The sequence below is a fragment of the Streptomyces sp. NBC_00631 genome, assembly GCF_045206895.1.
Lineage (GTDB): Bacteria > Actinomycetota > Actinomycetes > Streptomycetales > Streptomycetaceae > Streptomyces.
Window position 1 is genome coordinate 8328849 of the sequence record NZ_CP107734.1, and the last position, 12662, is coordinate 8341510.

Genomic DNA, 12662 nt, shown 5'->3' on the forward strand with positions numbered 1-12662 from the left:
GGACCATGAGTGACGACGCCCCCACCACCGAGTCCGGCAGGATCCCGAACAAGGGCAAGCTGGCCAGGGACCTCAACGAGGTCATCCGCTACACCCTGTGGTCCGTCTTCAAGCTGAAGGACGTGCTGCCCGAGGACCGCGCGGGCTACGCCGACGAGGTCCAGGAGCTGTTCGACCAGCTCGCCGCCAAGGACGTGACCGTCCGCGGCACCTATGACGTCTCCGGGCTGCGCGCCGACGCCGACCTGATGATCTGGTGGCACGCCGAGACCAGCGACCAGCTCCAGGAGGCGTACAACCTCTTCCGCCGCACCAGGCTGGGCCGCGCCCTGGAGCCGGTCTGGTCGAACATGGCGCTGCACCGCCCCGCCGAGTTCAACCGCTCGCACATCCCGGCGTTCCTCGCCGACGAGACCCCGCGCAACTACGTCAGCGTGTACCCGTTCGTGCGGTCCTACGAGTGGTACCTGCTGCCCGACGAGGACCGCCGCCGGATGCTCGCCGACCACGGCAAGATGGCCCGCGGCTACCCGGACGTGCGCGCCAACACGGTCGCCTCGTTCTCGCTCGGCGACTACGAGTGGGTGCTGGCCTTCGAGGCCGACGAGCTGTACCGCATCGTCGACCTCATGCGCCACCTGCGCGGCTCCGAGGCCCGCCGCCACGTCCGCGAGGAGGTCCCGTTCTACACGGGGCGCCGCAAGGACATCGCGGAGCTGGTCGCGGGCCTCGCCTGACGGTCGTCAGCGCTGGTCGGCCTTGCCCTTCAGGGAGTCCCGCAGGTTCTTCCGCCGGGTGTGGTCGGCCGGCGCCGCCGGCTTCGGCTCCGGGTGCCCCGCGCAGGAGGCGCGCCGCTTCGGGAGCCTGCCTTCCAGCAGGTAGGCCTCCAGGTAGCCGTTCACGCACTTGTTGGGGCCGCCGCCGATGCCGTGCGTGCCCGCGTCCCGCTCGGTCACCAGCACCGAGTCGGCCAGGCGCCGGTTCATCTCCAGCGCGCCCGCGTACGGCGTGGCCGCGTCCCGCTCGGCCTGGAGGATGAGCGTCGGCGGCAGCTCACCGGGGCCCGTCCGCACGTCGAGGGCCTGCTGCCGGGGCACCGGCCAGTAGGCGCACGGCAGGTTCATGAAGGCGTTGTCCCAGGTCTCGAAGGGCGCCACGCGCGCCAGCCGGGTGTTGTCCCGGTCCCAGGTCTTCCACTTCGTCGGCCAGGGCGCGTCGTTGCACTCGACGGCCGTGTAGACCGCGTTGCCGTTCTCCGCCTCGGCGGCCGACTCCGCCGCCGGCGCCGCCAGCCGGACCAGCGGCTTGGCGTCTCCCCTCAGGAACCTCGACAGCGCGTCCGCGCGGCTCGGCCAGAAGTCGTCGTAGTACCCGGCCGACAGGAACGCGCCCTGCAACTGCCCCGGCCCGACCTTCCCGCCGGCCGCCTTCTTGGTCAGCCGCCTGACGGCCTTGTCGTAACTCGCCTGCACCTTCGCGGCCGTGCCGCCGAGCCCGTACACGTCGTCGTGCTCGGCGATCCACTCCCGGAAGTCCGCCCAGCGGCCCTCGAACGCGGCCGACTGCTCCAGGTTGTCCCGGTACCAGATCCGCTCCGGGTCCGGGTTCACCGCGGAGTCCAGCACCATCCGCCGTACGTGCGAGGGGAAGAGGGTCGCGTACAGCGCGCCGAAGTAGGTGCCGTACGAGGCGCCCATGAAGGTCAGCCGGTTCTCGCCGAGCGCCGCGCGCAGCACGTCCAGGTCACGGGCGTTGTTGAGCGAGGTGTAGTGGCGGAGCCTGCTCCCCGAGCGCTTGAGGCAGCCCCGCGCGTACGCCTTCGCCTCCTTGATCCGTGCCTTCTTGTACGACTCGGAGGGGTGCGTCGGCGCCTGCGACGGCGCCTTGAAGAAGTGCTTGGGGTCGACGCAGGACAGCGGTGCGGAGCGGTCGACGCCACGCGGTGCGTAGCCGACCAGGTCGTAGGCGGCGGCGATGCGCTTCCACTCGGGCAGCACACCGATCATCGGGAAGAGCATCCCGGAGGCGCCGGGGCCGCCCGGGTTGTAGACCAGGACGCCCTGCCGGGGCACCTTGCGCTTGCTGTTGTGCGGGTCCTTGTGGGTGGCGGCCACCCGGCTGACGGTCAGCCTGATCTGCTTGCCGTCCGGGTGCGCGTAGTCCAGCGGAACGCTCACCGTGCCGCACCGGAAGCCGGCCGGCGCCTCCAGGTCGGTGGCGCACCGGCCGAAGTCGATGCCCGCCGCGCGCGCCCGCGCGGCGGCCACGGCGGTGCCGCGCAGTTCGGCCGCCGCCGCGTCCGGGACGCGGGGTGCGCTCCCGGCCGGGGCGGCGGCCAGGGTGGTCAGGATCAGGGACCCGGCTGCCGAGTACAGGGCGGGGGCTCTCATGGCGTATCCCTTCGGTGCAACGGCTGCGGTGGCGTGGCGGCAACGGCACCGCAGCGACTGCACGGCAGCAATAAAAGGGATGTTTCGACCGGTCGTCGGTGAAGGCAAGCACCACCGGGCCGGTGTCGGCGCAATGCCCCCGATGCGCCCCCGCTCACTCCCGCGGGGGTTGGTCCCGGTGTGCGAAGGCCGCACGCAGCTCCGGTTCGCCGATCGCGCGGATGCCGCGTACGGCGACGGAGGCCAGCAGCGACTGGTCGTCGGCCGCCCGGTTCGCCCGCCGGTGCAGCACGCCCAGCAGCCGCTGTCCGGCCGGGGAGGCCCAGCGCGAGTACGGGTGCACCTCGACCCGGGCGATGGCCAGACAGCTCAGCGTCAGGGTGAGGGGCAGCGCGAACCAGACGGCGACCAGGTCGCGCGGCATCTCGGTCGGAGCGGGCAGCGTGAGCGCGACGACGCCGAGCCCGAAGACCGCCAGCGCGGCGGCCCGGACCTGGCGGACACCGGAGGCGACCGTCGTCCGCGCCGCCGCGTCGGGTACCGCCAGGCCCGCCCGCACCAGTCCCTCACCGAGACTGCGCACGGCGTCCGTGTCGGCCGCCGCCGAGCGCACCGGCGCTATCCGCGACTGCCCCTCGGGCCCGATGGCCCCTATCACCGACCGCTCCATCTCGTCGCGCCCGCGCGGGTCCACGACGGTCGCCCAGCCGGTGTGGGCGAGCAGCAGCCGCCGCTGCCGGGCCATGGACACCAGCGTCAGATCGGCGACCCGCGCCGGCCCGCCGGACAGGAACGCGGCCTCGTACAGCGTCAGATCGTGCCCTCGGCCCGCGGCCGCGTCGGCGGCCGCCGTCCGTACGGCGGCCAGGCACAGCCGGGTGCAGGCGGTGCCGGCGACGGCCCAGGCCAGGAGCAGGAGAAGGACCCAGAACATGACATGTTTCTATGCCAGGGGCCTGGCCACCGCCATGCCCTGTTCACATTCCGGACCGAGTGTTGTCGGTATGTGACGTTCCGCTTCCCGTGCAGGTCAGGGGGTCTGGGAGGTCGGCTCCGGGCTGGCGGTGGCGGGCGGCAGCGAGTACGTCGAGGACGGCGACGGGGCCGATGCCGGCCCCGGCGCGACCGGGGTCGCGTCCGCCGGGGCGACGACGGGCGGTGAGGCCACGGGGGCGGGCGTGGTCGCCAACTGCTGGGCCAGCGTGGCGAAGTCGACGTAGCCCGTCGCCTCCAGGACCTTGATGTGGTCCAGGACGGTGCTGTTGGCGTCGTCGGCGAGATCGCGGACCAGGGTGTTCTGGGTGGCGGCGCGTACCTGGGCGACCAGGGAGAAGACCCGGCCGTGGGCCAGCCGCACGATGTTCGCGAACTCCCGGTCGAAGTCCTGCCCCTGCGCGGCGCTCAGCGTGGCGAGCCACTGCTGCTGCTGGGTGTTCGGCGAGTTCGGGATCGGCACGCCGAGCTGGGTGGCGACGGTGCGGACGTGGGCGTCGAGGGAGATGTGCCCGTCGACGAGGTGCTGCCCGGCCGTCCGTACGGCCGCCGTGGTGCCCTTCTGCTCCGCCATCTCCCCGGCCGGCAGCTCCCAGAGCCCGGCGAGGCGGACCTTGACGATGAAGTCCCGGTCCTGCGCGGACAGCGGGCCGTACGCCGTCGACACGGTCCGGGCGCTGAGCACGGTCACCGAGCCGGTGGGGTCGGAACGGTCGGCGTACGACCAGATCGGGAACACCAGGGCGGCGAGGGTCGCCGCGAGACAGACGATGATCAGCCCGGTACCGCTGAATATGCCTCGTCCCTGAACGGGTGGTCGGGGTCGCATAGTGCCTCCAGCACCGCACGCCGGTTGGGTGCGGGGTTGGCATATTACCGACGGGTGCGGAAAGTGGCCGTGGTGTGTGACGGACGTGGCAGCGCGGTGCGGGGCCGTGTGTCGGCCGCGGGCCGGTGGGGGCTGGTCGCGCCCGCGCGGCGGAGCCGCATATGAACACAGCCCCGCGCCCCTGACGGGGCGCTTCAGCTCGCGTCAGCTCCACAGCTGCGGGCAGGCGTGCCGCAGGGCGGCACGGGTGGGCGCTGGGGGCCCCGGCCGAGGGCTGGGGGGACCCCTTCCAGCGCCGGTGAGCGTCCCCCCGGCTCCGCCGCTAACCCCGCCGCAGCAGCACCCTCCGCGCCGGCGACCGCCGAGGTGCCGCCCCCGCCCGCTCCAGCCACCACCGCTCCAGCCGCCGACGCGAGGCCCCGCCTCCCGGCCGCCCCGCCCGCAGCAGCGCCGCCGCGAACTCCAGCGCGTCCCGCCGGTAACCCCCCGCCATCGGCCGCTCCTGCGCATACGCCAGGAACGCCGCCCGGTACCCCGCCCCCAGAATCTCCGGCAGTTCCGGCGCCACCTTCGCCACCACGTCCGCCCGTTTCGCCGCCAGCGCCCGCGCCTGCACCCCCATCCGCACCCGGTCGAACCCCTCCGGCACCGGTGTCCCCGCGACCAGCGACGACAGCACCGCGGTCTGCGCGAGCCCGACCCGCTGCCGGGTCGCCTCGGGCACCGCGGTCGTGGTAGCCGCCGGCGAGGGCTCCCACTGGCCGCCGCCCGCCGCACTGCCCGCCGCGACCGCCGCCCGGATCGCCGCCACCTCCCGCTCCAGCTCGGCCGGTTCCGGGAAGTTCTCGTCACGCTCCAGCAGCACCCCCGGCGGCGCGACCCGGGACGCCAGGCCGGTAAGGATGTCCAGGACCGCCGGGGGCACCGGATGGGCGTGGCTGTCGTGCCAGACGCCGTCCCGCTCGAAGCCGCCCGCGACATGGACGTAGGCGATCGCCTCGACGGGGAGTTCGGAGAGGGCCTTGGCCGGGTCCTCCCGCCGGTTGACGTGGTTGGTGTGCAGGTTGGCCACGTCGATCAGCAGCCGTACCCCGGTGCGGTCGGCGAGGTCGTACAGGAACTGCCCCTCGGTCATCTCCTCGCCCGGCCACGAGATGAGCGCGGCGATGTTCTCGACGGCGAGCGGCACGGGCAGCGCGGCCTGGGCGATGCGGATGTTCTCGCAGAGCACGTCCAGGGCGTCCCGGGTGCGGGGGACCGGGAGCAGGTGGCCCGCTTCCAGGACGGGCGACGCCGTGCGCGGGCCGCCCGCGCGGACGAACGCGATGTGCTCGGTGACCAGCGGCGAGCCCAGCGCCGCCACCCGCTCGGCGAGCGCGGTGAGCCGGTCCTCGTCCGGACGGTCCGCGCCGCCGAGGCCCAGCGAGACGCCGTGCGGTACCACGGTGACCCCGCGCTCGCGCAGCCGCCGCAGCGACTCGGGGAGGTGGCCCGGACAGGTGTTCTCGGCCACGACCTCGACCCAGTCGATCCCCGGCATGCGCTCCACGGCGTCCGCGATCTCCGGCCGCCAGCCGATGCCCGTCCCCAGCCGCTCCAAGGTCATGGTCGTCCCCCTCCTGCTCCGAATGACGGGGGTATGGCCCCGGGGCGCGTCCGCGAACCGCGTTGCCTGCCGCTTCAGAGCAACATTTGAGGTTCGCGCCCGCGCCCCGGGGAGCTGTGGGGCCGGCTATCCGCCGAGCACGCCCAGGGAGTCCACCGGGTCCGGGCGCGCGGTGTTCACCGTGCCCGGCGCGCCGGGGGAGGGCCGGGACGTGGTGCGCACGTTGCCGCTGGCCTGCGCGGCCGGCGCGGAGGGCACCACCACCCCCGGGGCCGGCACCGCGGGACCGGTCGGGCTGGCCGAGGTCGAGTCGGCGACCTCGTTGGCGATGGCCTCGAAGTCGACCTTGCCGGTCTTCTCCAGGATCGTGATGTGGTCGAGCACGGTCTGGTTGGTGTCGGAGGCCAGCTGCCGCACCAGACTGTTGCGGGTGGAGTTCCGCACCGCACCGATCGCCGGGAAGATCTTGCCGTGCGCGGCCCGCAGCAGGTTCACGAACTTGTACTCGTACTCCGCGCCGGTCGCCGCCGACATCTCCTGGAGCCAGCCCTGCTGCTGCTCGTTCGGCACGTTGGGCAGCTCGACGCCCAGCTGCCCCGCGACGATCCGGACCCGCCTGTCGAGGTCGGAGTGGCCGACGATGAGATGGTCGCCGGCCTCCTTGATCGCCGAGCTCGGCGCCCGTTCGACCGCCTGCTGCCCGGCCGGCAGCTCCCACAGCCCGGCCAGCCGCACCCGCACGATCAGATCCCGGTCGGCGGCGGTCAGCGGGCCCCACTGGGTGGCCACGGTCCCCGCCGCCACGTTCGCCTGCCCGGTGCCGGAGCGGTCGGCGTACGACCACACGGGATAGGCGAGCGCGCCGAGGGTGGCGGCGAGGGCCGCCACTATCAGGGCCGTACCGTTGAAACGCCGCAAGGGATGCCTCCCCGTGTCGCTGGTTCAGTGCCAGGACGTACGGGTGGCAGGGCAACGGTGTTCAAACAAACGGCAAAGTTCGTCAGGTTGGTTAAAAATCAGCAGGTCAACGCAGTGCGGGATGGTCCGCGACGACCGTGCAGCTGCCCGGCGCGATCTCGGTGAACCCGGCGTCCCGCACCAACGGCAGCCCGCTGCCCGTCAGTTCACGCCACTCGTCCGGATCGGCGCTCCGCACGGCGAGCGGGAAGCCGGCCTCGCGCCATGCCTCCCGCTCCTCCTGCGACAGCGCCCACCAGGCCAGTTGGGCCCCGTGCCCGGCCTGCGCCATCGCCTTCCCCGCCGACATCTCCAGCTCCGGGTTCAGCCAGAGCACGGGCGCGGACCGGTCGGCACCCACGGGCGGTTCCGGATCGTCCAACTCGGTCCCGGACACCTGCAACTTGGCCAGCTCCCTGGGCCACCCGTCCAGGGGAACCGGCGGAAACACCCGTACCTCGGCCGACTTCCCCGTGAGGGTGATCCCGGGCAACTCCCCGGCCCGCCGCCACTCGGCCCCCCGAGCCCGCCGCACGACCTTCCGGATCCGAGCGTCCTCCCAGTCCCGAACGGCCTGCGCCCACTCGCCGTCCCCCAGTGCCCGCTCATCACTGAGCATGGTCAGGACAGCCCGAGCGGCCGTCTCAAGGGCGTCGGTCCGGGCAGGTGGAGCCGACTTCTCTATCCGCACGACAAGGGGCAGCACAAACTGGGGTGCTTCGTCACGGCTGTTCGCCGAGACCTGGAAAGGAGCGCTCACATGAACACCCTAAGGGGCGCGGGGCTGTGCCCGTTCTGCGGCTCCGCCGCGTGGGCGCGAACAGCCCCCACCGGCCCGCAGCCCGCACAGCTCCGCAACCCACCACCCGATTCCGCACGACAATGTCCTCATGCACCGTGATCTTGAACTGGCCCGCGTAGGCCGCCGCTACGGCATACGCGGCCCCTGGGTGTTAAGAGGCGTCGACCTCACCATCACCCCTGGCTCCCTCACCCGCGTGGAAGGAGCCAACGGCACCGGCAAGTCCACCCTGCTCCGCCTCGTCGCCGGCATCGACACTCCCACCGAGGGCCGGATCACCGGCCGCCCCCGCACCGCGTACGTACCCGAGCGCTTCCCCTCGGCTCTCCCCTTCACCCCCTCCGGCTACCTCACCCATCTCGGCACCGTCCACGGCCTCTCCCGCCGGTCGGCCGCCGCCCGCGCAGCGAACTGGCTGGAGCGGTTCGGCGCCGCCGCCTACGCGGCCACGCCCATGGCCCAGCTCTCCAAGGGCACCAGCCAGAAGGTCGCGGTCGCCCAGGCGCTCCTCGCCGACCCCCAGCTCCTCGTCCTGGACGAGGCCTGGACCGGTCTGGACGCCGAGGCCCGCGCCGAGCTGGAGCGGGCCGTCGCCGAGCGGACCGCCGCCGGCGGCGCCGTGGTGTTCGTCGACCACGATCCCCGGCGGCTGGCGGGCGCGCCCGCCACGATCCACCAGGTCGTCGACGGCACCCTCAACCCCCGGACCGCGCAGGCGGCTTCACCCATCGGTCCGCTCACCGTGGTCACCGTCCGGGGCCCGGCCGGCGGCCGGCTGCCCGCCGACGCCACCCGTACGGCGGCCTCGGCCGAGGAACCGACCCCCGGCACCTACCGTCTTACGGTTCCCGCGTCCCACTCGGACGTGGTCCTGCGTGCCCTCCTCACGGCCCAACCGCCCTGGCACGTGGTCTCCGTCAGCCCCTCGGAGCCCTCGGACGTCCCACCGGACGAGAAAGACCGCCCATGACCGCACTCCTGCGCTACCAGACCGCTCTCCTCCTGCGCTCCCAGCGCTGGCTGCCCCCGGTGATCCTTTACGCGGTGTTCCTGGGCGTGGGCGTGCAGAGCGGTCAGCCGGTGCTGGACTCGCTCGGCTACACGGCCGCCGCGCTGCTTCCGGTGGCCGCCTGGCTGGTACGGATCTGTGTCACGGGCGAACCGGCGGCCGCCCGCGCCTGTGTCAGCGCGGCGCGCGGTCCGGCCAGGGCCCACCTGGCCGCCCTGCTCACCGCCCTCACGGCCGCGGCCCTGCTCGGGACGGTGGCCACCCTGGTCGTGACGGTGATCAGCCAGCATGCCACCAACGACCACCGGTTCCCCGTGTCACCCGTCCGGGCCGGAGCCGCCGGTCTCCTCGCCACCCTCGCCTGCGCGCTGCTCGGCAGCGCCGTCGGCGCACTCACCAACCGGCCGCTGCTGCGCTCGCCGGGCCGGGCGGTGCCCACGATGCTGCTGGCCGCGCTGCTCGCCATGGTGGTCGGGGGCTCCCCGGCGCACGCGGCGGTCAGCGGCCTGGTCACCGGCTCGGAGTCCGGCCGGATCCCGGTGTCACCGCTGCCCCTGGCCGCGGCGGCCCTGCTCACCGCCGCGGCCTTCACCACGGCCTGCGCCCTCAACGGCCGCCGCTCATCCTGAACAGGCGGTCCGCTGCGCTCCCTGTCTCCCCCCACTCTCCACTTCGTTCGAGCGGAGCGTCCTCTTAATCGGGGATCAGGACGGTCACCGGTGCCCGGGCGTCTGACCGATCAGCTCGGACACCTTCACGAACCGGAAGCCCCGCTTGCGCAGTTCCGGTACGACGGTCCGGACCACCTGCTCGGTGGTCGGCGCGGCGCTGCGGGTGCAGTGCATGACCACCACGGAACCGGGCTTCACCCCGTCCAGCACCTGCTTGGCCACCGCGTCGGCGTCCGTGGCGAACGCGTCCCCGCTCACCACGTCCCACTGCACCGCGGTGACCCCGAGCGCGCCGACCGCGCGCAGCGCCTGCTTGTCGTAACAACCGCCGGGGAAGCGGAAGTAGGGCATCGGGTGCGGTACCCCGGCGCGCAGCAGCGCGGAGTAGGCGCGCTCCACGTCCGACTTCATGTCGGCGGCGGCGACGGTCGGCAGGCCGTAGCAGTCGCCGGTGAACGCGTAGTGGCTGTAGGAGTGGTTGGCGACCTCGAACTGCGGGTCGCGGCCGAGGGAGCGGGCCTGGGCCGGGTACTCGTCGGCCCACCGGCCGGTCATGAAGATCGTGGCCGGCACCTTCAGCCTGCGCAGGGTCGCGATCAGCGCCGGGTTGTCGAAGTGCTCGCCCGCCGCCGCGCGCGGCCCCTGGTCGGCGGTCATGTCGGCATCGAAGGTGAAGGCGACGGTCTTGCCCAGGGTGCGCGGGCCGTTCATGAAGACGGGTGCCGCGCCGCCGGGGCCGGGGGTGAGCGTGGGCGGCGGGGTGGCGGAGGAGGAGGGCCTGGCGGGGGCCGGGGGGCCGGGGTGGGGGGCCTCGGTGGTGCCACAGGCGGCGAGCGCGGCGCCCAGGGCGACGCATAGGGCGGTCGTACCGGTCAGACGGCGTGCTAGTCGGATCACCGTATGAACGTAGGTCGGTATGTCCGATTTTCCGGGGTGGCGCGGCGGGCGGTACGGCGCCGGATCACCCGGGCGGCGGCCCTCCCCGCACGGTGGTCTCGGTGATGCCGGCCGGGGTGTCACCGTTCGGTGGCGGCGGTGGCCCGCCGGCCCGCTCCAGGAACCGCAGCAGCTCCACGGGGAACGGCAGCACCAGCGTGGAGTTCTTCTCGGCGGCCACCGCGACGATCGTCTGCAGCAGCCGCAGTTGCAGGGCCGACGGGGTGTCCGCCATCTGCTGGGCCGCCTCGGCCAGCTTCCTGGAGGCCTGGAGCTCGGCGTCGGCGTTGATGATCCGGGCCCGGCGCTCCCGGTCGGCCTCGGCCTGGCGGGCCATCGAGCGTTTCATGGTGTCCGGCAGGGACACGTCCTTGATCTCGACCCGGTCCACCTGTACGCCCCAGCCCACGGCCGGGCTGTCGATCATCAGCTCCAGGCCCTGGTTGAGCTGCTCGCGGTTGGAGAGCAGGTCGTCCAGGTCGCTCTTGCCGATGATGGAACGCAGCGAGGTCTGGGCCATCTGCGAGACGGCGAACTTGTAGTCCTCGACCTTGACCAGCGCGCTCACCGCGTCGACCACCCGGAAGTAGACGACCGCGTCCACCCGCACGGTGACGTTGTCGCGGGTGATGCCCTCCTGGGCGGGGATCGGCAGCGTGACGATCTGCAAGTTGACCTTGCACAGCCGGTCCACGAACGGGATCACCAGATTGAAGCCGGGTGTCCGTACGTCACCGGCGACCCGCCCGAGCCGGAAGAGCACGCCGTGTTCGTACTGCTTGACGACTCGCGCGCCGGCGGCCAGGTACAGCGCGCCGGCGCACAGCGCCGCCACCACCGCGACCAGCAGTTCCTGAACCATCACGACCCCCAGACAGAGAGGTCCGATTTGTCTGTTGCTGCAACGATATGCCCGGTGGGAGGGTCGGGGCCACGGCCCCCGGGAAGCAGGTCCGGGCCGGGGTGCCGAGGGGCGTCGGCATCCCGGCCCGGGGCGGCCGCCGGTTCAGGCGGCCGTGACCTTCACCGGCTCGGTGCCCGCGTCGCTGTGCCGTTCGGCCCAGTTCTCCAGCGCGGTCCGGCAGGCGTGATCGAGGTGGTGCAGCCCGGACAGGTCCACCCGGATCGGGCGGTCCTGGGGCAGCGCCTCCAGGCCGTCGAGGATCTTCGGCAGCCGCAGGAAGGTCGCGTTGCCCGACAGGTGGGCGTCGATCGGCCCCGAGCCCTTGTCGACGACCTCCAGTTTGAGGTGCGAGGCCTCCCAGGCCGTCTTGACGATCGACAGGGCGAGCCCGATCAGCACGCCCTCGAACATGCTCACCGCGACGATCGACACCGCCGTGACGACGAGGATGAGGGCCTCGCCCCGGTGCTCACGCCACAGCACGGCCAGCGCGCGCACCGGGATCAGCTTGGCGCCCGAGTGGACCAGGATCCCGGCGAGCGCCGGGATCGGGATGTAGCCCAGCACTCCCGGCAGCAGCGCCGCGAACAGCAGCAGCCAGACGCCGTGCAGCACCCGGGACGCCTTGGTACGGGCACCCGCCTGGACGTTGGCGGCGCTGCGCACGATCACCGCGGTCATCGGCAGCGCGCCGAGCGCCCCGCAGAGCGCGTTGCCCGCGCCCTGGGCGACCAGTTCCCGGTCGTACTCGGTGCGCGGACCGTCGTGCAGCCGGTCCACGGCCGCCGCGCTGAACAGCGACTCGGCGGACGCGATCAGCGTGAACGCGACGATCGTGCCGATCACCCCGGCACTCGCCAGTTCACCGAAGGCGGCGAGCGGTGGCGGCTGGACGGACTCCAGCAACCCGTGCACCTCGACGGTGGCCACCGGGAGGCTCAGGAGGAACGCGGCCAGGGTGGCGAGGCCGACGGCGGCCAGCGGCCCGGGGACCGTCCGCGCCTTCGCCGGGGCGTGCTTCCACAGCACCAGGACCGCGATCGTGCCCGCGCCGAGGGCGAGCGAGGCCAGCGCCCCGCCGTCCCCGAGGGCGTCCAGGAACGCCCCGGGAAGCCCGGCTATCTTGCCGGGGCCCGACTCGGGAGCCTTGGCGGCGAGCGCCGGGTACAGCTGGCCGGCGATCAGCACCAGACCGATTCCGGCCAGCATGCCCTCGACCACGGAGACCGAGATGGCCCGGAAATAGCGCCCCAGCCTCAGGACGCCCATGGTGATCTGCAGGACGCCGGTGGCCAGCACGATCACCCCGAGCAGCGGCAGCCCGAACTCCCGCACCGCCTCGAAGACGAGCACGGTCAGGCCGGCGGCCGGCCCCGACACCTGGAGGCTGCTGCCCCGCAGCATTCCGGTGACGAGACCGCCCACGATGCCGGTGACCAGGCCGAGTTCGGCCGGGACACCGGAGGCCACGGCCACGCCCACGCAGAGCGGGAGCGCGACCAGGAAGACGACGAGGGAGGCGGCGAAGTCCTGGCGTATGTAGGGGAACTTGGTCATCGCGGCGC

12 protein-coding genes are annotated in these 12662 nt (G+C 73.1%); 3 read left to right on the forward strand and 9 right to left on the reverse strand.

Going from position 1 to position 12662, the window contains the following annotated elements; genetic code table 11:
* The first annotated feature begins 5 nt into the window (after positions 1–5).
* Positions 6–737, forward strand: coding sequence for a hydrogen peroxide-dependent heme synthase (hemQ, locus tag OHB00_RS38150; RefSeq protein ID WP_406441809.1), 732 nt, complete (start codon positions 6–8; stop codon positions 735–737).
* 6 nt (positions 738–743) lie between these two features.
* Here the strand turns inward: hemQ and OHB00_RS38155 are convergent, their stop codons facing one another.
* The 6 genes from OHB00_RS38155 to OHB00_RS38180 all read right to left on the reverse strand — a co-directional run bounded on the left by OHB00_RS38155 (position 744) and on the right by OHB00_RS38180 (position 7535).
* Complete coding sequence (locus OHB00_RS38155; protein WP_406441810.1) at positions 744–2390, reverse strand: alpha/beta hydrolase; 1647 nt, start codon at positions 2388–2390, stop codon at positions 744–746.
* A gap of 154 nt (positions 2391–2544) precedes the next feature.
* Positions 2545–3324 carry a TIGR04222 domain-containing membrane protein gene (locus tag OHB00_RS38160; RefSeq protein WP_406441812.1) on the reverse strand — a complete coding sequence of 260 codons (780 nt, stop codon included), beginning with the start codon at positions 3322–3324 and terminating at the stop codon, positions 2545–2547.
* 96 nt (positions 3325–3420) lie between these two features.
* Positions 3421–4212: a DUF4142 domain-containing protein gene (locus OHB00_RS38165; protein WP_406441814.1), complete on the reverse strand. Its 792-nt coding sequence runs from the start codon at positions 4210–4212 to the stop codon at positions 3421–3423.
* A 322-nt stretch (positions 4213–4534) separates the two neighbouring features.
* On the reverse strand, positions 4535–5818 hold the full coding sequence (locus OHB00_RS38170) for a DUF692 domain-containing protein (RefSeq protein WP_406441816.1): 1284 nt from the start codon (positions 5816–5818) through the stop codon (positions 4535–4537).
* A 126-nt stretch (positions 5819–5944) separates the two neighbouring features.
* Entirely contained in the window at positions 5945–6736 is a 792-nt protein-coding gene (locus OHB00_RS38175) for a DUF4142 domain-containing protein (protein ID WP_406441818.1), read from the reverse strand.
* Positions 6737–6842: 106 nt separating this feature from the next.
* The gene (locus OHB00_RS38180; RefSeq protein WP_406441820.1) at positions 6843–7535 is read right to left on the reverse strand and encodes a peptidyl-tRNA hydrolase; all 693 of its coding nucleotides are present in this window, start codon (positions 7533–7535) and stop codon (positions 6843–6845) included.
* Positions 7536–7665: 130 nt separating this feature from the next.
* Between OHB00_RS38180 and OHB00_RS38185 the strand changes: the two genes are divergently transcribed.
* The gene (locus OHB00_RS38185; RefSeq protein WP_406441822.1) at positions 7666–8547 is read left to right on the forward strand and encodes an ATP-binding cassette domain-containing protein; all 882 of its coding nucleotides are present in this window, start codon (positions 7666–7668) and stop codon (positions 8545–8547) included.
* Positions 8544–9215, forward strand: a complete 672-nt coding sequence (locus tag OHB00_RS38190) for an ABC transporter (protein WP_406441823.1) — start codon at positions 8544–8546, stop codon at positions 9213–9215. Before OHB00_RS38185 ends, OHB00_RS38190 begins: the two co-directional genes overlap by 4 nt.
* 84 nt (positions 9216–9299) lie before the next feature.
* Here OHB00_RS38190 and OHB00_RS38195 read toward each other — a convergent pair whose 3' ends face one another.
* The 3 genes from OHB00_RS38195 to OHB00_RS38205 all read right to left on the reverse strand — a co-directional run bounded on the left by OHB00_RS38195 (position 9300) and on the right by OHB00_RS38205 (position 12654).
* Positions 9300–10154 carry a polysaccharide deacetylase family protein gene (locus OHB00_RS38195; RefSeq protein ID WP_406441825.1) on the reverse strand — a complete coding sequence of 285 codons (855 nt, stop codon included), beginning with the start codon at positions 10152–10154 and terminating at the stop codon, positions 9300–9302.
* A 64-nt stretch (positions 10155–10218) separates the two neighbouring features.
* Positions 10219–11055 carry a slipin family protein gene (locus OHB00_RS38200; protein WP_406441827.1) on the reverse strand — a complete coding sequence of 279 codons (837 nt, stop codon included), beginning with the start codon at positions 11053–11055 and terminating at the stop codon, positions 10219–10221.
* 144 nt (positions 11056–11199) lie between these two features.
* Complete coding sequence (locus OHB00_RS38205) at positions 11200–12654, reverse strand: SulP family inorganic anion transporter (RefSeq protein WP_406441829.1); 1455 nt, start codon at positions 12652–12654, stop codon at positions 11200–11202.
* Between the last annotated feature and the right edge of the window lie 8 nt (positions 12655–12662).

What these genes read in the sequence shown, in the direction of transcription:
- hemQ (WP_406441809.1), top strand. Translation starts at nt 6, where the DNA reads ATGAGTGACGACGCCCCCACCACCGAGTCCGGCAGGATCCCGAACAAG.
- OHB00_RS38155 (WP_406441810.1), bottom strand. Translation starts at nt 2,390, where the DNA reads ATGAGAGCCCCCGCCCTGTACTCGGCAGCCGGGTCCCTGATCCTGACC.
- OHB00_RS38160 (WP_406441812.1), bottom strand. Translation starts at nt 3,324, where the DNA reads ATGTTCTGGGTCCTTCTCCTGCTCCTGGCCTGGGCCGTCGCCGGCACC.
- OHB00_RS38165 (WP_406441814.1), bottom strand. Translation starts at nt 4,212, where the DNA reads ATGCGACCCCGACCACCCGTTCAGGGACGAGGCATATTCAGCGGTACC.
- OHB00_RS38170 (WP_406441816.1), bottom strand. Translation starts at nt 5,818, where the DNA reads ATGACCTTGGAGCGGCTGGGGACGGGCATCGGCTGGCGGCCGGAGATC.
- OHB00_RS38185 (WP_406441822.1), top strand. Translation starts at nt 7,666, where the DNA reads ATGCACCGTGATCTTGAACTGGCCCGCGTAGGCCGCCGCTACGGCATA.
- OHB00_RS38190 (WP_406441823.1), top strand. Translation starts at nt 8,544, where the DNA reads ATGACCGCACTCCTGCGCTACCAGACCGCTCTCCTCCTGCGCTCCCAG.
- OHB00_RS38200 (WP_406441827.1), bottom strand. Translation starts at nt 11,055, where the DNA reads ATGGTTCAGGAACTGCTGGTCGCGGTGGTGGCGGCGCTGTGCGCCGGC.
- OHB00_RS38205 (WP_406441829.1), bottom strand. Translation starts at nt 12,654, where the DNA reads ATGACCAAGTTCCCCTACATACGCCAGGACTTCGCCGCCTCCCTCGTC.